Annotated in this window: 19 protein-coding genes; 6 read left to right on the top strand and 13 right to left on the bottom strand. The window is 70.0% G+C overall.

The window, feature by feature from the left end; genetic code table 11:
• Positions 1-4: 4 nt before the first annotated feature.
• The 3 genes from dhaL to GA0111570_RS06695 all read right to left on the bottom strand — a co-directional run bounded on the left by dhaL (position 5) and on the right by GA0111570_RS06695 (position 2,364).
• On the bottom strand, positions 5-661 hold the full coding sequence (dhaL, locus tag GA0111570_RS06705) for a dihydroxyacetone kinase subunit DhaL (RefSeq protein WP_092608176.1): 657 nt from the start codon (positions 659-661) through the stop codon (positions 5-7).
• A complete protein-coding gene (gene dhaK / locus GA0111570_RS06700; protein WP_092608173.1) occupies positions 661-1,665 on the bottom strand; it encodes a dihydroxyacetone kinase subunit DhaK in 1,005 nt (334 codons plus the stop codon). The genes dhaL and dhaK overlap by 1 nt, the downstream gene beginning before the upstream one ends.
• Before the next feature lie 177 nt (positions 1,666-1,842).
• Positions 1,843-2,364, bottom strand: a complete 522-nt coding sequence (locus GA0111570_RS06695; RefSeq protein WP_092608170.1) for a COG4315 family predicted lipoprotein — start codon at positions 2,362-2,364, stop codon at positions 1,843-1,845.
• A 263-nt stretch (positions 2,365-2,627) separates the two neighbouring features.
• Between GA0111570_RS06695 and GA0111570_RS06690 the strand changes: the two genes are divergently transcribed.
• Positions 2,628-2,882, top strand: a complete 255-nt coding sequence (locus tag GA0111570_RS06690; RefSeq protein WP_217634054.1) for a DUF7218 family protein — start codon at positions 2,628-2,630, stop codon at positions 2,880-2,882.
• A 105-nt stretch (positions 2,883-2,987) separates the two neighbouring features.
• Here GA0111570_RS06690 and GA0111570_RS06685 read toward each other — a convergent pair whose 3' ends face one another.
• Genes GA0111570_RS06685 through GA0111570_RS06675 form a run of 3 tightly spaced genes read right to left on the bottom strand, consistent with a single transcriptional unit; the run spans position 2,988 to position 6,387 of the window.
• Positions 2,988-4,007 carry a 3-hydroxyacyl-CoA dehydrogenase NAD-binding domain-containing protein gene (locus GA0111570_RS06685; protein ID WP_217634053.1) on the bottom strand — a complete coding sequence of 340 codons (1,020 nt, stop codon included), beginning with the start codon at positions 4,005-4,007 and terminating at the stop codon, positions 2,988-2,990.
• Positions 4,004-5,080 carry an NAD/NADP-dependent octopine/nopaline dehydrogenase family protein gene (locus GA0111570_RS06680; RefSeq protein ID WP_092608164.1) on the bottom strand — a complete coding sequence of 359 codons (1,077 nt, stop codon included), beginning with the start codon at positions 5,078-5,080 and terminating at the stop codon, positions 4,004-4,006. Before GA0111570_RS06680 ends, GA0111570_RS06685 begins: the two co-directional genes overlap by 4 nt.
• Positions 5,081-5,082: 2 nt before the next feature.
• Positions 5,083-6,387 carry a flavin reductase family protein gene (locus GA0111570_RS06675; protein WP_092608161.1) on the bottom strand — a complete coding sequence of 435 codons (1,305 nt, stop codon included), beginning with the start codon at positions 6,385-6,387 and terminating at the stop codon, positions 5,083-5,085.
• A 187-nt stretch (positions 6,388-6,574) separates the two neighbouring features.
• Between GA0111570_RS06675 and GA0111570_RS06670 the strand changes: the two genes are divergently transcribed.
• The 3 genes from GA0111570_RS06670 to GA0111570_RS06660 all read left to right on the top strand — a co-directional run bounded on the left by GA0111570_RS06670 (position 6,575) and on the right by GA0111570_RS06660 (position 8,941).
• On the top strand, positions 6,575-7,849 hold the full coding sequence (locus tag GA0111570_RS06670) for an amidase (protein ID WP_217634052.1): 1,275 nt from the start codon (positions 6,575-6,577) through the stop codon (positions 7,847-7,849).
• 31 nt (positions 7,850-7,880) lie between these two features.
• Positions 7,881-8,156: a hypothetical protein gene (locus tag GA0111570_RS06665; RefSeq protein WP_175557363.1), complete on the top strand. Its 276-nt coding sequence runs from the start codon at positions 7,881-7,883 to the stop codon at positions 8,154-8,156.
• A gap of 155 nt (positions 8,157-8,311) precedes the next feature.
• Positions 8,312-8,941 (top strand): response regulator transcription factor, encoded by a 630-nt coding sequence (locus GA0111570_RS06660; protein ID WP_092608156.1) that lies wholly within the window; start codon positions 8,312-8,314, stop codon positions 8,939-8,941.
• Between the two features lie 53 nt (positions 8,942-8,994).
• Here the strand turns inward: GA0111570_RS06660 and GA0111570_RS06655 are convergent, their stop codons facing one another.
• Genes GA0111570_RS06655 through GA0111570_RS06625 form a run of 7 tightly spaced genes read right to left on the bottom strand, consistent with a single transcriptional unit; the run spans position 8,995 to position 14,679 of the window.
• The gene (locus GA0111570_RS06655; RefSeq protein WP_092608153.1) at positions 8,995-9,948 is read right to left on the bottom strand and encodes a PDR/VanB family oxidoreductase; all 954 of its coding nucleotides are present in this window, start codon (positions 9,946-9,948) and stop codon (positions 8,995-8,997) included.
• A gap of 28 nt (positions 9,949-9,976) precedes the next feature.
• On the bottom strand, positions 9,977-10,759 hold the full coding sequence (locus GA0111570_RS06650; protein WP_092608150.1) for an SDR family NAD(P)-dependent oxidoreductase: 783 nt from the start codon (positions 10,757-10,759) through the stop codon (positions 9,977-9,979).
• A 25-nt stretch (positions 10,760-10,784) separates the two neighbouring features.
• Entirely contained in the window at positions 10,785-11,294 is a 510-nt protein-coding gene (locus GA0111570_RS06645) for an aromatic-ring-hydroxylating dioxygenase subunit beta (RefSeq protein WP_217634051.1), read from the bottom strand.
• The gene (locus tag GA0111570_RS06640; protein WP_092608147.1) at positions 11,287-12,567 is read right to left on the bottom strand and encodes an aromatic ring-hydroxylating oxygenase subunit alpha; all 1,281 of its coding nucleotides are present in this window, start codon (positions 12,565-12,567) and stop codon (positions 11,287-11,289) included. Before GA0111570_RS06640 ends, GA0111570_RS06645 begins: the two co-directional genes overlap by 8 nt.
• A gap of 31 nt (positions 12,568-12,598) precedes the next feature.
• A complete protein-coding gene (locus GA0111570_RS06635; RefSeq protein WP_092608144.1) occupies positions 12,599-13,105 on the bottom strand; it encodes a nuclear transport factor 2 family protein in 507 nt (168 codons plus the stop codon).
• 3 nt (positions 13,106-13,108) lie between these two features.
• Positions 13,109-13,477 carry a hypothetical protein gene (locus tag GA0111570_RS06630; RefSeq protein ID WP_092608141.1) on the bottom strand — a complete coding sequence of 123 codons (369 nt, stop codon included), beginning with the start codon at positions 13,475-13,477 and terminating at the stop codon, positions 13,109-13,111.
• A 38-nt stretch (positions 13,478-13,515) separates the two neighbouring features.
• A complete protein-coding gene (locus tag GA0111570_RS06625) occupies positions 13,516-14,679 on the bottom strand; it encodes an acyl-CoA dehydrogenase family protein (RefSeq protein WP_092608138.1) in 1,164 nt (387 codons plus the stop codon).
• A gap of 162 nt (positions 14,680-14,841) precedes the next feature.
• Here GA0111570_RS06625 and GA0111570_RS06620 point away from each other — a divergent pair, with 162 nt between their 5' ends.
• Positions 14,842-16,311: a PAS domain-containing sensor histidine kinase gene (locus GA0111570_RS06620; RefSeq protein WP_175557362.1), complete on the top strand. Its 1,470-nt coding sequence runs from the start codon at positions 14,842-14,844 to the stop codon at positions 16,309-16,311.
• A 185-nt stretch (positions 16,312-16,496) separates the two neighbouring features.
• Positions 16,497-17,567, top strand: coding sequence for a TRAP transporter substrate-binding protein DctP (gene dctP / locus GA0111570_RS06615; RefSeq protein ID WP_092608135.1), 1,071 nt, complete (start codon positions 16,497-16,499; stop codon positions 17,565-17,567).
• Position 17,568: the final 1 nt, after the last annotated feature.

Here is a 17,568-nt window from a genome sequence, read left to right as displayed (position 1 = left end):
TGGGTCATGAGACGGCGCACTCGAGCAACAGGGCGGCGCTGGTGGCGCCCGGGTCCTGGTGGCCGGCGCTGCGTTCGCCGAGGTAGCTGGCCCGGCCCTTGCGCGCCACCATCGTGACGGTGGCCGCGCATCCGGCCCGGCCGGCCGTCGCCGCGTCCCGCAGTGCCGCGGTGGGCTCAGCGCCGGCATCGACGGCCGCGTCGTACGCCGCCAAGGCCGGCAGGAACGCATCGAGCATCGTCTTGTCTCCTCCTTCAGCCTTGCCGCGCTGCTGGATGCCCTCCACCCCGGCACGCAGGGCCAGCCCGAGCGTAGCGGCATCGGTCCGGGCCAACCCGGACAACGGCTTGGCGAACCGCAGCCAGAAGGTTCCGTAGAGCGGCCCGCTGGCCCCGCCGACCGAGCTGACCAGCGTCATCCCGACCTTCTTCGCGAGGGCGTCGAGGGTCTCGAACGGGGTTTGGTCCAGGACCGCGACGACCGCTGTCATGCCGCGGGTCATGTTGGCACCGTGGTCGCCGTCGCCGATCGCGGCATCCAGGTCGGTCAGCTCCTGCTCGTGCGCGACGATCTCGGCGGCGTAGCGGCGCAGCCAGGTAGTCAGGTCGGGGACCCCGAGGGTCGCGGGGGTCCCGGCCACGGGGTCGGGGACGGCGGACATCATCGCCCCCAACGCAGGGCCGGGGTCTCGACCGGGGCGTCCCACAGCCGGAGGAGTTCGTCGTCGGCGCGCAGCACGGTCAGCGAGCAGCCGGCCATGTCCAGCGAGGTGATGTAGTTGCCGACCAGCGGGCGGACGACCTCGATCCCGTGGCCGGCCAGGATCGCGGCGACCTCCCCGTACATCAGGTAGAGCTCGATCAACGGGGTGGCACCCATCCCGTTCAGCAGGACCAGGGCTCGGTCACCGCCGGCGAAGGGCAGGTCGGCCAGGACCGGCTCGGCGAGCTGGCGGGCGATGTCGGCGGCCGGGGCGTACGGCACGGTGGCCCGACCGGGCTCGCCGTGGATGCCGACGCCCAGCTCCATCTCGTCCTCGCCGAGGGTGAAGTTCGGCTTGCCGGCCGTGGGGACCGTAGAGGGGGCGATCGCCATGCCCATGCTGCGGGCGTTCTCGTTCACGTGGCGGGCGATCGCGGCGACCTCCGCCAGCGGGCGCCCCTCCTCGGCGGCGGCCCCGGCGAGCTTCTCGGCGAAGACGGTGGCACCGGTGCCGCGGCGGCCGGCGGTCCAGGTGGAGTCCTGCACCGCGACGTCGTCGTCGAGCACGACGGTGGCGACCTCGATGTCGGCGGTATCGGCGACGATCTCCGCGGCCATCTCGAAGTTCATCACGTCGCCGGTGTAGTTCTTGACCAGGTGCAGCACGCCGGCGCCGGCGTCGACCTGCTGGGTCGCCGCGACCACCTGGTCGGGCACCGGCGAGGTGAAGACCTGTCCGCAGCAGGCGGCCGACAGCATCCCGTGGCCGACGAAGCCGGCGTGCAGCGGCTCGTGGCCCGATCCGCCGCCGGAGACCAGGCCGACGGTCCCGAGCAGCGGCCGTTCGGCGCGGTACACCGTCGCGAGGTCGTGGTCGACGCGGACCTTTCCGGAATGGGCGAGCGCGAAGCCACGGAGCGACTCCGCCACCACGTCCTGGGGCCGGTTGATCAGCTTCTTCATTGCTCCATCCAAGGCCTGTACGGCGCCGATGTCACGGGGTCGGGTCAGATCGGCGGGGCCAGGGGCGCCACGGGCCCGCTCGGTTCTTGATCGTCCGCCGTTTCGGACGGAGGATCAAGAACTGAGCTGCGTGTGTCCACGGGGGATCAAGAACACGGGGGATCAAGAACCGGGCCGCTACTTGACCATCTCCCCGTTGGGGCCGACGACGTACCAGACGTTCTGGACCCCCTGGCCGGTGACATCGCCAGGCTTGGAGTCCTGGGCCCAGTAGTAGAGCGGCAGTCCGTTGAGGGTGACCTGCTTGGCCCCCTCCGGGGTGGTGATCGTCCCGACCTTTCCGGTGACCCCCTGCAGGGTGGGGGAGTCCTGGCTGGTGAGGACCGGGGGCCAGGCCACCAGGCAGCCGCCGGTGCAGGCGCTCTTGCCCGAGTCCTTCACGTCCTTGGTGTACTGGTAGACCGTCATGCCCGTGTCACTGACGACGATCGTGCCGAGGCTGGAACTGGCGACCTTCAGGCCCGCCGTGGTGGACCCCGCCGAGGCGGAGGAGGTTGCGGGCGGGCTCGTGGTGGTGGTAGCCGGCGGGGCCGAGGTGCTCGAGCCGTAACCACCGCCCGAACCTCCACCCGACCCACAGCCGGACAGGACCAGGACGGCGGACAGCGCCGCCGCCGCGCCGATGGATCGTGCCTTCATCAGATCCCCCTCGAGGACGAGATTCGGGACGTCGGTGCGCCGTACGGGAGTGGTTGCTGGGGACAGGGGCGCGGGTCGCCCGGGTACGGCAAGGTCTGCGTGCAGTTGGCCGGCGACCAGGGCGGTTCGCCCCGCCCCTGTGCCTACCAGCGTAGGTCCGGTGTGGCGCGGCTCACAAGAAGTGGCCCCGGTGGGGTGCGACCCTGGGAGGGCTTCCTGTCCGGCTGGGGCGAGGCATGGTGGAGGGGACGAAGGAGGATGCCATGGCTGACCCGATCAAGGACCGCAAGGTGTACGACGCGCTCCGGCGCGAGGGTGCGTCGGAGGAGAAGCCGGCGCGGATCGCCAATGCGGGCGCGCAGAAGGGACGCTCCGCGGTCGGCCGCTCCGGCGGCGACGTCGAGAACTATGAGGACCCTACGGTCGAGGAGTTGCGGGATCGGGCCAAGAAACTGGGCCTGTCCGGGTACTCCAAGCTGAAGAAGGACGAGTTGATCGACCTGCTGCGGAACCACTGACGGGTCACGGGACAAAGCCCCTCACAGATCAGCGGGGACAACCACAGACCGGCAAGGGGTACGGGGACTCTTGGTTCTTGATCGTCCGTCGTCTCGGACGGAGGATCAAGAACCCGAGTCCCGGACTGCCTCGAAGTGACGAGCCATCTCAAGCGTGCGCCGCAGGACGTCCTGACGATAGGCGTCCACGTCCTCCGCGTCATAGCTGAAGAAGCCTTGGCCTGTCCGCAGCCCGTCGCGTCCCTCGCGCATGTTCTGCTCGATCACGGCGGGAACGGCGTAGCGATACTCGTCGATGGTCCGCGAGAGGTAGCGATCGGCGTAGTAGAGGATGTCGTTGCCGCCGAAGTCTATGAACTCCAGCACCCCCAGCGAGGCGAAGCGAAGGCCCAGTCCGAAGCGGGTCGCCTTGTCGATGTCGGCGGCCGTGGCGACCCCCTCGGACACCATCCGCGCGGCCTCGTTCATGATCAGTGCCTGCAGCCGGGGCACGATGAACCCAGGGGAGCAGGCGCACACGACCGGCACCTTGCCGACCAGCTCCAGCTCCGCCTTCAGTGCCTCGGTAACGCGCGGGTCGGTGTCCTCATGCGGACTGACCTCGACCAAGAGGTTGATGAAGGCGGGGTTCAGCCAGTGGGCGTTGAGAAACCGCTCGGTGCGCGGGACCAGTCCGGCCAACTCCGAGGCCAGCATGGTCGACGTGGTCGAGGCGATGATGGTGTCCTCCGCGGCCAGCAGTCCCAGCCGGGGCAGGGCGTCGGCCTTTGCTGCCGGGGTCTCCGGGACCCCCTCGTACACGATCCGGGCCGTGCCGAGGACCTCCGGGGAAGCCTCGAGCGGCGCGACCGTCACCAGAGCGGCGGTGGCCTCGACCTCCGCCGGTGAGAGGACGTCCAATGTCGCCAGCTGGTCGAGCGTCGACCTGACCTCGTCCTGCACGTCCCGGACCAGCCGCTCGACGTCGTGCTCGGCCCGCGCCTTGAAATCGAGCACCGTGACCGGCCGCCCCTTCAGCGCGTACGCCACGGCGATCCCGCGGCCCATCCGGCCGGCCCCGACGGCGACCGTCGGCGCCCACCCGGTCGTCGGGGACGAGCCGCTCAGCGGGGACGCCCCGGTCATCGGGGACCTTCGGCGAGCAGCTCTCCCAGCTGCTCCTGGTCCAGTCCGGCCAGACCGAGGGCGCCCAGCGTACGGTCGCCGGCGGACAGGTCGCGGCCGAGGATCGCACCAGCGATGCCAAGCAGGCCGTGGGTGATCGGGGCGTCCACGCCGGTCCAAGTGGCCACCGACCCCAGGAACGCCAGCCCCATCGCCGTGTCCTCGAGCATGTAGCGGTGCGAGTGCAGGTCGATCTTCTCCCGCCAGTCGCCGCTGTCGACCAGGGCCTGGTGGGCGTCTCCGTACATCCACCGATCGTTCTCGTAGTGGTCACGCAGGGGGAAGTGCGGCGCCCCGTAGCCGAGCGCCTCGCGCACCCGGATCCGCTCGAGGTCGAGGGCGTTGGTGACGGCGCGGATGGAAGGTTGGGTGCCCTCGTTGTGGATGTCCCACGCGTCGAAGTGCTCCAGCGGTCCGGCGTTCATCAGGATCAGCGGCGGGTGGATGATCGGGCCCGCGTTCATCAACGCGCCGGACAGCGCGTCGCCGCACGGCTGGACGGACGGGAAGGCGCGGGCGATCACCTCCAGCGCCTCGGCGGAGCGGTCGGCAGGGTAGACGCCGGTCGGCAGGTGCACCGCACGCATCGTGATGTTCACGGTCGCGGGGCCGTGCTTGCGCGCCAGCCATGGCAGGGTGCCGGTCTCGGCCCAGAGCACCCTGGCGGTGTTGCCGCTGCGGCGGACGATCTCACTCATCGCGTAGCTGCCGAACGTGCCGGGCGGCAGGAAGACCACCTGCCCGTCGGCGAGGTGGGGCGCCATCGCCTCGGCCAGGTCGGCCTGGGCGATCGCCGGTGCCGGCACCAGGACCAGGTCGGCGCCACGCAGCGCCTCACCGACGTCGGTGGCAGGCGGCAGCACGGGCACTGCGCGCTCGCCCCTCTCGTCGCACAGGGTGACGACGGGCTCATGTCGCAACTGCTCGGCGGCCTCCTGGTCGCGGCGCCACAGCCGGACCTCGTGCCCCTGCTCGGTCAGGTCGGCCAGGGCGGCGTAGCTGCCGTGGCCTCCGCCCAGGACTGCGATCTTCATCCTCACTGCTCCTTGGTGTCGGGGACGAGGGGGTGCCCGGGCTCGGTCGCCCGGACAGGCATTCCGGTGCCATCGACCGCTGCAGGCCCATCCGCCCCACCAACTGCAGCGGGCGCGTCCGAGGGGGTCGGGAAGAGCGTGTGCTCGAGTTGACGGACCCCGGCCAGCATGCCGTCGATCCACTCCTGGACCTGGCGGCCGGCCACGTCCCGCGGGAACTGGGCCATCCGCAGCATGTGCACCGGCCGGCCCGCGGCGTCGTGGATGGTCGCGACGAGCATGCCCACGTCGTACCTGCAGGACGGGTCGATGTCGATGACCTCGTAGCTGACCTGGGACAGGATGATCTCGCTGCGGATCTCGCGCTCCTGCGCCGGTGTCAGCTCGCCCCGGGCGTAGCGCTGGGTCGCCCGGGTGACCGAGGCGTACGGGTTGACGTTCCCGGCGGGCAGGAAGGACATCAGGTAGCCGCGCTCGCGGGCGAACGCGAGCCGGTCCCGAAAGGTCTGCAGCAGTCCCTCGTCTGCACCCCTGGCCCGGGAGAGCCAGTCCTCCTGCTCCTCGGGTGTCCCCTCCGCCACGTAGACGTCGGCGATCGGCGGGATGATCGGGATCCGCAGGCCCAGGCCGTCAGCGCTCTGCGCGCTCGGGCCGACCGCCGAGGAGATGGTCGCCAGCTCGTTCGGATTGACCACCGTGAGCAGGGTGACCTCGCAGTCGTAGGTCACGGCGAGCCGTTCCAGGGTCGGACGGGCCGACTCGGCGTCCATGACCGCCTCGGTGATGTCGGCCTCGATCCGCGCTATCAGGGAAGGTATGACGAAACTGCCGTACCCACCCTGGAAGAAGATCAGCGGTGCGACCGGATTGGTGACGGCGAGGTCCGTCACCGCGCACATGGCGATCCAGTGGTCGCCGGCCTCGATGGTGTCGACCAGCCGCACGTCCACCCAGGCCAGCGAGTCGGCCAGGATCGGGTTGCCGGACGGCGAGGGGTACCAGTCGAGACCGGCGAACTTGTCGCTCCGCCGGCTGGCGATCGTCCGGCCTATGTGCTCCTGCTTGCCGGTGAGCACGTTCACGCACATCGACGGGCACTCCTGCAGGCGCAGGAAGGTCCGTGAGGTCTTCATCGGCAGGAAGGCCACCAGCGGCGGCTCGAGCGAGACGGAGGTGAAGGTGCCGACCACCATCGCCAGGGGCTCGCCGTCGGGGTGCACGCCGGTCACGATCACCACGCCCGTGGGGTAGTGCCCCATGACGTTGCGGAACAGTTGACCGTCGATGTCTGTCAGCGTCTCGGCCATGGAGGGGCTCCTCAGGAGTGGGCGCGGGAAGGGCTTCCGGATCACCGTGACCGGTGCGGCCTGGGCGGGCCTGCAGTGAGGCTTGGTCAGGACTGTAGGAAGCAGCCGGTTACCCCGACAGGGGAGAAACCTTTACTACCGCCGGCTCGGTGCAGGCGGCAGGATGGGCTGAAGAACAGGAGGACCAGTGACGGAACCCACCGCACCCCTGCACCGGCTCGCCGACCAGGTGGCGGCCGCCCGGCACGGGCGGACCACGGTCGTCGAGCTGATCGACGCGGCGCTGGAACGTGTCGACGCGACCCGGGACATCCATGCCTGGGTCACGATGTCGGAACACGCACTCTCCGATGCGGCCGAGCGTGACGAGCGGGCCGAGCGGGGCGCCCTGCACGGCGTCGCCCTCGGCGTGAAGGACATCATCGACGTCGCCGGCCTGCCCACCCGCTGCGGTTCGGCCGTCACCCCGCCCGAACCCGTCGGCACCTCCGCCGCGTGCGTCCGGCGCCTCGAGCAGTTGGGCGCCGTCGTGCTCGGCAAGACGGTCACCACCGAGTTCGCCTATTTCGCGCCGGGCCCGACCCGCAACCCGCACAACCTCGAGCACACTCCCGGCGGGTCGTCCAGCGGCTCCGCCGCGGCGGTCGCCGCCGGTGTCGTCCCGCTCGCGCTCGGCAGCCAGACCGCCGGCTCGCTGACCCGCCCGGCCGCCTACTGCGGGGTCGCGGGGCTGGTGCTGGCCCACGGTTCGGTGGACATGGCCGGGATCGCCGGCCTGAGTCCCTCGCTGGACTCCCTGGGCCTGCTCACGCCCGGTGTGCAGGACCTGGCGTACGCGTACCAGGCGTTCACCGGCGACCACCTGGACGAGGCGGCGCGGCCCTCGGTGCTGGTGTGGCGGGGGACCGAACTGGCCGACATCGACCCACAGATGGTGACGGCGCTGGAGTGCGCGGCGGGACTCCTGGCCGAGGCCGGGCTGGAGGTGCGCGAACTGGACTGGAGCGACCACGTCGAGACGCTGGCCGCCGACCACGTCACGATCATGGCGTACGAGGCCGTCCGCGAGGCGCCCGACCTGTACGAGCAGCACCGGGCCGAGCTGAGCGCACCCCTGGTCGAGTTGCTCGCGAGCGGCCTGGCGATCTCGGACGAGGACTACCGCGCCGCCATCGTGCGGCGCGACCGCTCGCGCGAGGACCTGCAGGACGTGCTCGGCGCCGGTGCGGTGGTCCTCGGGCCCGCCGCCCCCGGGCCGGCGCCGCGTGGACTGGGCGCCACCGGATCACCGATCCTGTCCCGGCCCTGGCAGGCGCTCGGCCTGGTGGCCCTCACCGTGCCCGGCGCCCGCACGTCCACCGGGCTGCCGCTCGGTCTTCAGGTCATCGGCCTGCCCGGCCACGAGTCCGGCGTGTTCGCTGCTGCGCGCAGCCTCGAGTCGCGTCTGGCCGGCGACCGGTGACATGTTCCCCCGGACGAGAGGAGGGATCCGGATGGAGCCCCGCCCGACCCACCACCATCGGATGTTCCTGACCTGCTACGAGGACACGCTCGGATACGGCTGGCATCACGTCGACCTGTTCGTGCACGACGAGCACGGCCGCGAGGTCAACTGGGTGCACTGGGGCGTGGCCGCCGACGGTCCGGAGGCTGCGGACGCCTCGATCGCGAAGGTGGAGCCGGACCTGGAGCGTACGACGCCCTGGCAGCCCGGTGTCAGCGCCGCCGGCGTGCGCTACTGGACCGCTGAGGCGCGGTGGCGGGACTAGGACCGGCAGGCAGCCTGAGGCCGCGCGGAGGCTCCCGGCTGCGGCACGACCCGCTCTGGCCGGCTGCATGGCCGCGGTAGCATCGAGGGTCGTCCCGGCAGCGGAGCCGGGTACCGGACCGGCGGCCGCGAGCGGCCGCAACGAGAGTGGTGGCCATGACTGATCCGACGTCCCCCGCCGTGGTGTACGTCGTCGACGACGACCCCGGACTGCTCGAGTCCGTCACCTGGCTTCTCGGAAGCATCGGGATCCAGCCCGTGGTGTACGAAGCGGCGGACACCTTCCTGGCCGAGTACGACGGCGGCCATCCGGCCTGCCTGGTGCTCGACGTCCGGATGCCACGGATGAGCGGCACCAGGCTGCAGGAGGAGCTGAACGCCTTCGCGCCGCACGTGGCGATCATCTTCGTGTCCGCGCACGGGGACATCAAGATGTCGGTGCGCACGATGCAGCAGGGTGCGCTGCACTTCCTGGAGAAGCCCTACGAGCCCCAGCAGCTGCTGGACGTGGTGCTGACCGCCGTGGTGCAGGCGGAGGAGAGGTTCGCCGAGCACCGGGTGCGGGGCGAGGTGCAGCAGAAGGTCGACTCGTTGACCCCGCGCGAGCGCGAGATCCTCCGCCTGGTGGTGGAGGGCCTGCCCAGCCAGAACATCGCCCGCAAGCTCGGGATGAGCGTCAAGACGGTGGACGTGCACCGGGCCCGGATCAAGAGCAAGACCGAGGCGGACAGCATCAACACGCTGGTCCGCGACGTGCTGCGCTACGGCGCCGAGATCAGCGAGTGATCCCGGCGCCGTCCCCGGGGACTCCACGCAGTCGAGGCCCCGCCCGGTAGGGGCTAGAAGTAGTCGAGCACCAGCCGCTCGGACCTGGCCCGCGAGACGCAGGTGGTCATCTGGTCGTTGGCGGCCTTCTCCTTGGCGGTCAGCACGTTGTCCCGATGCTCCGGCTCGCCCTCGAGCACGGCCATGATGCAGGTGCCGCAGATGCCCTCCTCGCAGGAGGTGTCGATTTCGGCGCCGGCCTCCTCCTGCAGTACGCGGACGAGGCTGCGATCAGCGGGGACGTGGTAGACGTTCCCCTCGAACTCGACGTCGAAGGGCCGGTTCTCCGAGGCGTCTGGCTGTTCGGCGGCATCGAAGTTCTCCCGGTGGATCGCCTCGGCAGGCAGCTGCTGCTCGGCGAGCTCCTGGACCAGGTCCATGAACGGGGCGGGCCCGCACATGTACAGGTGCGATTTCGGGGGCAGGTCCGCCAGCTCCTCCGCCAGGATCGCGCGGTGTTCGGTGCGGGGGACGCCCAGGTGCGCATGCAGCTTCTGCGGGCACTTCTCCTCCAGCAGGCCGAGGAACGCGGCATCCTCGCGGCTGCGGGCGAAGTAGTGCAGGTCGAAGTCCTGCCCGTGCAGGTCGAGGTACCGGGCGATGCTGAGCATCGGGGTGATGCCGACTCCGGCAGCGACCAGCACGTGGTGGCCGGCGTCGGGGTCGATCGCCATCAGGTTCCGCGGCTCGCTGATCTGCAGGACGTCGCCGACCTTCAGCTCGTGCAGGGCCGCCGACCCGCCGCGCGAGTTCGGCTCGCGCTTGACCGCGACCATGTACGAGTCGGGGTCCTCGGGCTTGCTGGCCAGCGAGTACTGGCGGGTCACGCCATTGGGGGTGAGCACGTCGACGTGGGCGCCGGCCTGGTAGACGCCGAGCGGGCGCCCGTCGGCCCGCACGAAGCGGATCGACTTGATGGTGGGGGTCTCGTCGATGATCTCGGCGACCCGGACCTCGATCATGGCCATGTTTCGGTTACCTCCGTGGTGTTCGGGATCAGCGGACGTACAGGCCGCCGTTGACGTCCCAGCAGGCGCCGGTGACGAAACCCGCGTTGGGGGCGGCGAGCAGGGCGACCATGTCGGCGACGTAGCTCGGGTCGCCCAGTCGGCCGACCGGGATGTTCGCGACCACGCCGGCCAGCTTGTCGGCCGGGACGGTCTCGTGCACGATCGGCAGGTCGTGCGGGCCGGGTGAGATCGCGTTCACCGTCACCCCGCGGGAGGCCAGCTCCCGGGCGAAGACCTTGGTCAGGGTCAGGATCGCGCCCTTGGACGCGGCGTAGTGCGCGCCGGTCGCGGTGCCGCCGTTCTGCCCCGCGAGGGAGGCCAGGTTGACGATCCGTCCGTAGCCCTGGTCGGCCATGGCCGCCCCGAACACCTGACAGCCGAAGAAGACGCTGCCGGTGTTGGTGGTGAGCACGCGGTTGAAGTCCTCGGCCGCCAGGGTCATCAGGTCCGCCGCCTGGGTCATCGCCGCGTTGTTCACCAGGATCGACGGCGTGCCCCAGCGCTCCTGCACGTGGGAGAGGGCGGCTTCGAACGCCGCCCGGTCGGCGACGTCGAGAGCCAGTCCTTCGGCCGTCGAGCCGTCGGGGGACAGCTCGACCGCGATCCGCTGGGCGGCCGCTGCGTCGAGGTCGGTGAGCAGCACCCGGTGCCCCTCGGCGTGCAGCCGGCGGCTGATGTGCGCGCCCATGCCGCCGGCGGCACCGGTGACGACGGCGATGCCCGGTGCCGGCGCGGAGCCGGGGGAGGAGGGCGGGGTCGGGACGGTCATGGCGTTCCTCTCGGTGGGGCCCGGATCAGAGCAGGTAGCCGGAGGCGGTGACCGCCTCCTCGCTGTTCAGCAGGCGGACGACCTTCAGGGCGATCCGGTCTCCGTCGTCGGACAGCCGGACGGTGTGGGTCAGCTCGGCCCCGAGCACGTCGGTGCGTCCGCGCTTGTAGGCGACGAGGACCTGGGCGGAGGTCAGCGTCACCTCGGTCGCGCTGGCGGCCTCGACCTGGAAGCGGGAGATCGTCCGGACCGTACGGGCGGCGGCGACGGCCGAGGGGGCATAGCCCTGGATCATCCGCTCGACGCGCATGCCGCGCAGTCGCTTGTCGTCGTAGACCATGTTGAGCGAGGACGCGAAGTCCTCGGTGTCCGGGTCGATCGGGATGACGTACACCCCGTCGTCCGCGTACAGGTCCTGCCAGACCTCGTACGCCTTGTCGTCCAGCAGCTTGGCCTCGCGCCAGACGAGCTGGATCGCTCGGACGACGGTGGGGTCGGTGAGGGTCGTCTCGGTCATCTCGGTCAGCTCAGTCATCGCTCATCATCCTCTTCCACATGGCGTACGCGCCGCGCATGCCGGTCTCGTCGGTGCAGTGCGAGGTGGGCCAGCCCTCCTCGCTGGTGGTCTCCCGGTTCAGGCCGCGGTTGACCAGGATGGGCATCTGCGGGTCGGCGGCCGCGCCGAGCTGGACGCGCTCCCAGCCCTCGGCGTCGTCGGGGCTGCCGAAGCCGAACGGGCCCTGGAAGTGCTCGTGGATGCGCAGGCGCTCGCGGTTGAGGCTCTCCGGGCCGCCGTCCATCCCCAGCGCCATGTGCCAGATCTCGGTCTCGTCGACGGAGATCGGGATCAGCACCCGGAAGAAGGACAGGGAGAACGAGACGTTCGGGAACGTGTTCAGGTTGAAGCCGGAGCCGTGCATCGACCGGATGAGGCGGCGGATCTGCTCGGTGGTGTACTCCCCGGAGTCCTCCAGTTCCTTGACCAGGTCGCTGAAGCGCTCCTGGAGCGGGGCGCCGTCGTCGATGTCGAGGTCGGCGTTCCCCGGGGCCATGATCATCACGCTGTGCCCGTTGCCGAGGTCGTGGGAGACGGCCGTGTCGTCGTTCATGAACGACATCATGTCGGCGGTCTCCGCGTCGACCGAGGCCATCCAGGACTTGTGCACCATCGGGAAGTGGTAGCCGTCGGTGGTGTTCTCCAACTGGATCTTCCAGTTGCCACGGAACCGGAACTTGTGGATGCCGGTGACCTTGGCCGGGTAGCCGTTGGTCTGCTTGAAGAACCGCTCGATCCAGGTCTTCGCATCGCCGAGGAAGTCCTCCAGCGGCTCGGCGTCCTGGTTGAACGTCGCCCAGACCATGCCCATGAACGACTCGGTGCGCAGCTTCTGCAGGGGGAAGTCGGCCTTCTCCACCACGCCCTCGTAGCCCTCGGGGTACGGGATGCCGCGCAGCTTGCCGTCCAGTGCGTACGACCAGTTGTGGTAGGGGCAGGTGAAGCCGTTCGCCTTGCCCTTCGACTGGTCACAGACGGTGGCGCCGCGGTGCCGGCAGCGGTTGAGCATCGTGTTGATGGTGCCGCGCCGGTCCCGGGTAACGATGACCGGTTGCCGGCCCACGTACGTGGTCTTGAACGAGCCGGCATCGGGGATCTCGCTCTCGTGCGCGACCCACACCCAGGTGCGGTAGAAGATCTTCTCCATCTCCTCGTCGAAGATGGCGGGGTCGGTGTAGAGCTGTCCGGCGACGCGGTCGCCCTCGGCGAGGTCCGCGTACGAGCCGGGTGCCCGGTCGTCGATGGTGGTCATGGTGTCGCTCCTCGGGGTTCGGGGCAGGGGGTCAGCTGAGCAGGTGGCCCAGGGCGGCGGTGTCGAGCGGTGCGGCGAAGAGCCGCTGGGTGCGGAAGTGGCGGATGAGGGCGGTCGGCGGTTGGTGCCGGACCCGGGCCAGGGCGAAGTCGACGCTGATCCGGGCGCAGAGCAGCTCCGCGCCGCCGTCGCGATGGAGCGACAACTGCTGCATGAGCCACTGGCCGGTCGCCTCGTCGCCCTCGACGCGCACCTGGCCACTGGTGGCCAGGTGCGCGTTGCGGATGAAGTGGTCGACGGGTGGCAGGTAGCCGCCGACGAGGTCCTGGACGGCGGCCCGTCCCTCCGCCCGGCCGAACTTCCCCTCGTACTCGGGGCCGATGCCCTCCCAGACCGCGTCCTCGGTGAACAGGGCACCGATCTGGTCGAGATCCGCCAGGGGGCCGGGCACGTCGCACAGGTCCAGGTAGCGGACCAGGCACGCGTCGGCGGCCTCCTTGGCCTCCAGCCGGGCCAGGCGGGTCTCGAGGGTGGCCATCGGTCAGTCGACCTTGACGTCCGGGCGGATCGTCAGCGCGCGGCCGATCCGGGCCTCGATGGTCGCGTAGCGCCACAGCGCGTGGCCCTCGTCGCCGACCATGGTCGTACGGAACAGGTTGCAGGCGGCCTTGACGGTCGCCTGGTCCCGAACGTCGGCGAGCACGTAGCAGGTCCACGGCCAGCCTGCCGAGGGCCCGACCATGTGCGCGTCGTCGTCCATGTTGCCGAGCACGTCGACGCCGTCCATGTCCTCCATCTCGGCGAGCATGCCGGCGAAGGCGGTCCAGACCATGCCGATCCGGTCCTTCGGCAGGTCGAAGAAGTTCTGGTTGATGCCGATGCAGAAGAGCACGCGCAGCGGTTCGCTCATGGCCGATCCTCTCGTGGGGTGTCAGGGGTGGTGTCAGGTCAGGGGAAGCTGGGGACGTCGGGCTCCAGGCCCAGCAGCACCGCGCCGGCGGCCTCGTACGTCGCGGTCTGCAGGAAGGCGTGCTGGGCGGGCACCAGGGCGTCCTGCAGGTAACGCTGCATCGGGTGGCTGCGGAAGATTGCCCCGGTGCCGCACAGGTCGAAGGCCTCCAGCGCAACCTCCCGGCCCACGTGGGCGGCATGGCTCGCGGCCAGGCGGACCAGGGCGACCTTCTCGGTGGGGATCTCGTCGCCGGCCTCGGCCAGGGCGAAGACCTCGTCGGTGGTCTCGTAGAAGAACGCACGGGCCGAGCGAAGCTTCGCCTCGGCCAGGGCGAGCCCGGACTTGTAGCTGGGCCGCTGGCCCTTCTTGGCCCCACCGGTGATGCTGGTCCGGCCGGCGGAGACCCCGAGGGTGTAGTCGAGCGCGCCGCGGGCCGCGCCCAGCGCGGTCACCGCCAGCACCTGCGCGGCGTACGCCAGGCCCGGGTAGCGGTACAGCGGCTCGTCCACCGTGGGCGTGCCGCCGCGGACGAAGGTCCACTCCTGGGGCACGAAGACGTCGTCGAGCCGCACGTTGTGCGAGCCGGTGGCCCGCATGCCGGCGACGTCCCAGTTCGGCACGATCTCGGCCTGCTCCGGACGCACCAGCGCGGTCAGCGGACGACCCTTGGTCTCCGGCCCACCCGCGAGCCCGACGCCGATGAGGTCGGCGCCCATGCAACCGGAGGTGAACTGCCAGACCCCGCTGACCCGGTAGCCGCCGTCGACCGCCGTGGCCTCCTGCATCGGGAACAACCCGCCGGCGTACGTCAGGTCCGGCCCCTCGGCGTACAGGTCGCGCTGGGTGTCCGGTGGCAGGGCCGCCAGGTAGACCAGCGAGGACCCGAAGCTGGCGACCCAGCCGGTGGCCGGATCCACGGTGGAGATCTGCTCGATCTTCTTCATGAAGGTCGACGGGTCCAGCGCGTCTCCGCCGAACCGGCGCGGCGTCGAGGCCCGGTAGATGCCGGCACGCTTCAGCAGGTCGATGTAGTCGCGCGGGACGTAGCCCTGGGCGTTGAACTCGTCGCGACGGTCCACCAGCACGTCGAGTGCGGTCTGGAAGGCCTTCTCGCGGGCCGGCCCCTCTGGCTCGGCGACAACCCGGTTGACCGACAACATGCGCGTCTCCGTCTCTGGTTCGGGTGGTTGATCTGGCACCAAGCTAGGGAGTGGGCCGGTTGCGGCACCATGCGTACTTCCTCGGCTGCCGCTGAAGGATTCACCTATTGAGTCCTGCCCCGTCGCCGGAGCACACTGGCCTGTCGAGGAGCGGAGGCGAGCATGTTCCCCACCGGTAGGGACTACGAGCAGATGGCCATGAACACCAGGGCCGGGCTGCTCGTCCACGAGGCGGCCTCCAAGAACATCCTGTGGGCCAACCCGGCCGCCTGCCGCATGTTCGGTTTCACGGTCGAGGAGCTCCGCCCGCTCAAGGCCCACCACATGAGCGGCCGGGAGAAGCAGTACCGCCGCGTGCTCGGCGTGGCGTGGCTGCAGGAGGCCGTCACCAACGGGCAGAGCCACCGGCGCTGGAAGTACCGCGCCAAGTCCGGCCACGAATTCCTCACCGATGCGACCGCCACCCTGGTGCAGTTCGACGACGGCCCGGTCGTGGTGGTGGAGTTCCGGCCGATCGACGAGGAGGTCGAGCTCGAGGAGGACCTGAAGCGGACGACCGGGTACCTGCAGCGGATCATGACGTACGCCTCCGCCGGGGTGCTGCTGCTGAACGACCAGAACCAGATCCAGGACATCTCCGCGTTCGCCGCCCGGCTATTCCGCCGGCCGGCGCTCGCCATGATCGGCCGGTCGCCGGCCGAGTTCGCCGAGATCACCCCGCCGCTGGGCGCGGTGGCAGACCGACTGGGCAACATGGCCGACCCGATCGAGCTGCGCATGTGCGTGCGTGGCGGGGAGTCGCCCACGTGGCTGCGGGGCCAGATCGAGAACGTGGTGCACGACGGCATCGACTCGCGGATCCTGGTCGTCCGCGACATCACCTCGAAGGTGGAGCTCGAGCAGCAGAACGCCTACCAGGAGGCGAACCTGCAGTACCTGTCGCGCTACCACGCCATGGGCGACATGGCGATGATCATCGCGCACGAGCTGGGCCAGCCGCTGGCGGCGGCGACCAATTTCCTCTCCGGCATCCAGTCCCGGTTGGAGACCGGCACGCTCACCGACCAGGACATCCGGTACGGGCTCGAGCGTGCGCGCAAGGAACTCGCCCGGTCCTCCTCGATCGTCTCCAGCGTCAAGCGGTACGTGCAGCGGATCGAGAGCAACGCGGAACTGCGCGAGCTGAACGCGATCGTCACCGACAGCCTCTACTTCGTCCGGCTGCGGGCCGCGGAGCGGAACGTGCGGGTGGAGAGCGAACCGGTCGGCGACCCGCTGCCCGTCACTGGCGACCACGTGCTGCTGGGCCAGGTCATCCTGAACTTCTGCTTCAACGCGATCGACGAGGCCGTCGCCTCGGGCACGCCGGACCGGCGGATCCGGATCACCACCGGCGCCGAGGACGGCTACGCGACCTGCTCGGTCCACGACTGGGGGCGCGGCCTGGACCGCGTGCAGGGCGAGCGGCTGCTCGAGAGTGCCTTCTCCGACAAGAAGGACGGCTCGGGGATCGGGCTGATCCTGTCCGAACGGATCATCAGCCGGCACAACGGTGAGATTGTCATCCGCCCCAACCGGCCGACCGGCACCGTCCTCACCATGCGCCTGCCCCTGGCGGCGCAGGGTCTGTGAGCTGCGCCACATCGAGGTTTTTGTTTCCCGATGTGGCAGGTAAAGGTTTTCCGCATGTCCGGTCCTCCGCGCCCTCCCTAGGCTCGTCGTCGAGAGCCTTCCCCTACGGACGGGGAAGCCTCGGCCGACGCGTACTCTTCCGCGGTCCTGAGGCGCTCTCGTCCCACCGACAAAGGAGTTGTGGCGTGAAGAAGCGAATCGGCGCGGCAGTGATAGCCGCCCTCACCTCCGTGGCCCTGGCCGCCTGCGGCCAGTCCGGTACCTCGACCACCGCAAACGGCGAGCACGCACCCGTGACGCTGTCCTTCATCACCGGGAACCCCGAGGACCACCCGATCAGCGACGGCTTCTGGATGTTCCGCGACAAGCTCGCCCAGACCGCTCCGTGGGTCAAGATCGACTACAAGGGCGGCCCCGAGGTCATGGCCCCGAACCTGATGGTCGAGGGCGTCCAGTCGGGCGCGTACGACGGGGCGAGCCTCCCGAGCGGCTACTACGCATCCCAGGTCCCGGCGGTCGAACTGGCCCGGTTCACCCCGTTCTCGCCGACCGAGGAGCGGGATGACGGCGTCTTCGACATCTACGCCAAGATCCACGAGAAGCAGGGCCTGCACCTGGCCGGCAGGACCTACGCCGGCGTGCCGCAGGTCATCCTGTTGAAGGACAAGATCGACAAGCCTGACCTGACCGGCCTGAACCTGCGGACGTCCCCCGACGCCTCCGGCCCGGTGAAGGCCTTGGGCGGTACCCCGGTCGACATGCCGGCGGGCGAGGTGTACTCCGCCCTGGAGCGTGGCGTGATCGACGGTGCCACCTTCACCTCGACCGGTGTGGTCAGCCTCGGCTGGCAGGAGCACCTGGGCTACTACGTCGAGCCGCGCTTCTACGACTCGGTCGCCAGCACGGTGATCAACCTCGACAAGTGGGACTCCCTGGACAAGGAGACGCAGGACGCCATCACCCAGACGATGAAGGACGTGGAGCCCGAGGTGGTCAAGCACTACCAGGAGCTGGCGGCCAAGGAGACCAAGGCCTGGCAGGACGCGGGCATGAAGCAGATCCACTTCCAGGGCGCGGACGAGAAGAAGGTCATGGACGCCGCCTACCGGACGTCCTTCGACGCCCTCGACTGGAAGCGGATCGCGGCAGCCTCGCCCGAGGCCGAGCAGATCCGTGCCAAGTACGAGGAGACCTACGGAAGCAAGGACCTCGTCAGCGTCGTGCCCGGCAGTGCCGTGATCCAGCCGAAGGCCTGAC

The sequence above is a fragment of the Raineyella antarctica genome (assembly GCF_900092135.1).
Taxonomy (GTDB): Bacteria; Actinomycetota; Actinomycetes; order Propionibacteriales; family Propionibacteriaceae; genus Raineyella; species Raineyella antarctica.
This window is presented reverse-complemented; position numbering and strand designations above follow the sequence as displayed.

Excerpts from the sequence above, each read along its gene's own strand:
- GA0111570_RS06685 (WP_217634053.1), bottom strand. The coding sequence starts at position 4,007 with ATGACCGGGGCGTCCCCGCTGAGCGGCTCGTCCCCGACGACCGGGTGG.
- GA0111570_RS06620 (WP_175557362.1), top strand. The coding sequence starts at position 14,842 with ATGTTCCCCACCGGTAGGGACTACGAGCAGATGGCCATGAACACCAGG.
- GA0111570_RS06655 (WP_092608153.1), bottom strand. The coding sequence starts at position 9,948 with ATGGCCATGATCGAGGTCCGGGTCGCCGAGATCATCGACGAGACCCCC.
- GA0111570_RS06640 (WP_092608147.1), bottom strand. The coding sequence starts at position 12,567 with ATGACCACCATCGACGACCGGGCACCCGGCTCGTACGCGGACCTCGCC.
- GA0111570_RS06650 (WP_092608150.1), bottom strand. The coding sequence starts at position 10,759 with ATGACCGTCCCGACCCCGCCCTCCTCCCCCGGCTCCGCGCCGGCACCG.
- GA0111570_RS06665 (WP_175557363.1), top strand. The coding sequence starts at position 7,881 with ATGGAGCCCCGCCCGACCCACCACCATCGGATGTTCCTGACCTGCTAC.
- GA0111570_RS06630 (WP_092608141.1), bottom strand. The coding sequence starts at position 13,477 with ATGAGCGAACCGCTGCGCGTGCTCTTCTGCATCGGCATCAACCAGAAC.
- GA0111570_RS06680 (WP_092608164.1), bottom strand. The coding sequence starts at position 5,080 with ATGAAGATCGCAGTCCTGGGCGGAGGCCACGGCAGCTACGCCGCCCTG.
- GA0111570_RS06660 (WP_092608156.1), top strand. The coding sequence starts at position 8,312 with ATGACTGATCCGACGTCCCCCGCCGTGGTGTACGTCGTCGACGACGAC.
- GA0111570_RS06625 (WP_092608138.1), bottom strand. The coding sequence starts at position 14,679 with ATGTTGTCGGTCAACCGGGTTGTCGCCGAGCCAGAGGGGCCGGCCCGC.
- GA0111570_RS06645 (WP_217634051.1), bottom strand. The coding sequence starts at position 11,294 with ATGACTGAGCTGACCGAGATGACCGAGACGACCCTCACCGACCCCACC.
- GA0111570_RS06675 (WP_092608161.1), bottom strand. The coding sequence starts at position 6,387 with ATGGCCGAGACGCTGACAGACATCGACGGTCAACTGTTCCGCAACGTC.
- GA0111570_RS06635 (WP_092608144.1), bottom strand. The coding sequence starts at position 13,105 with ATGGCCACCCTCGAGACCCGCCTGGCCCGGCTGGAGGCCAAGGAGGCC.
- dhaL (WP_092608176.1), bottom strand. The coding sequence starts at position 661 with ATGTCCGCCGTCCCCGACCCCGTGGCCGGGACCCCCGCGACCCTCGGG.
- dhaK (WP_092608173.1), bottom strand. The coding sequence starts at position 1,665 with ATGAAGAAGCTGATCAACCGGCCCCAGGACGTGGTGGCGGAGTCGCTC.
- GA0111570_RS06690 (WP_217634054.1), top strand. The coding sequence starts at position 2,628 with ATGGCTGACCCGATCAAGGACCGCAAGGTGTACGACGCGCTCCGGCGC.
- GA0111570_RS06695 (WP_092608170.1), bottom strand. The coding sequence starts at position 2,364 with ATGAAGGCACGATCCATCGGCGCGGCGGCGGCGCTGTCCGCCGTCCTG.